Source organism: Dryocola clanedunensis, from assembly GCF_038405435.1.
GTDB lineage: Bacteria > Pseudomonadota > Gammaproteobacteria > Enterobacterales > Enterobacteriaceae > Dryocola > Dryocola clanedunensis_A.
Genome location: NZ_JBBYHZ010000157.1, coordinates 1 through 572, shown reverse-complemented (window position 1 = coordinate 572; position 572 = coordinate 1). Strand labels below are relative to the sequence as shown.

The window sequence follows — 572 nt, the reverse complement described above, 5'->3', positions numbered from 1 at the left end:
GCGCTCCGGACCGAGGTTGCGCAGGTCGACGTACTGGCCGCCGACTTCTTCGCCCGAGGACAGCGCATCGGCGCGGCTGATCGCCGGCGAGCCGGTGGCCGACAGGTTCTGCACGATGTCGGCGACGCTGGTGAAGCCCTGCTTCTCGATGTCGGCGCGCTGCAGCGCGATCACCGGCTGCGCGGTTTCAGTGCTGGCCTGACGGATACGCGAACCGGTGACCTGGATGCGGTCCAGGTCGGTCGTGCCGCTTGCTTCCTGAGCCGAAGCAAAGGCCGGCGTCAGGGCAAGCGCAATGCCGGCGGGCAGAAGGCCCAGCCGCACTGCGGGAGTACGAAAATTCATTTATCTCTCCGAGGTACGTTAGTAGCGTGTTAAAAACGCCTCGGAAAGTTACGATTGCGTTGCAGTGAATTATTTGCGGGAGACAACCGAAGACTTTGCCGAATCTGGCGAGAGATTCGCACCGGCCTCACGATAGCGTGACGCAGACAACCCGAAGCGGGCCCGAAACGCCCGTGCGAAGCTGCAGCAGTTGTCAAATCCGCTGACGGCCGCCACTTCGCCCACCA

Annotated in this window: 1 pseudogene; it reads right to left on the bottom strand. The window is 63.1% G+C overall.

What is annotated here, in order from left to right:
* Positions 1-345, bottom strand: a pseudogene (locus AAE045_RS23970) (hypothetical protein); the annotation flags it as partial.
* Positions 346-572: the final 227 nt, after the last annotated feature.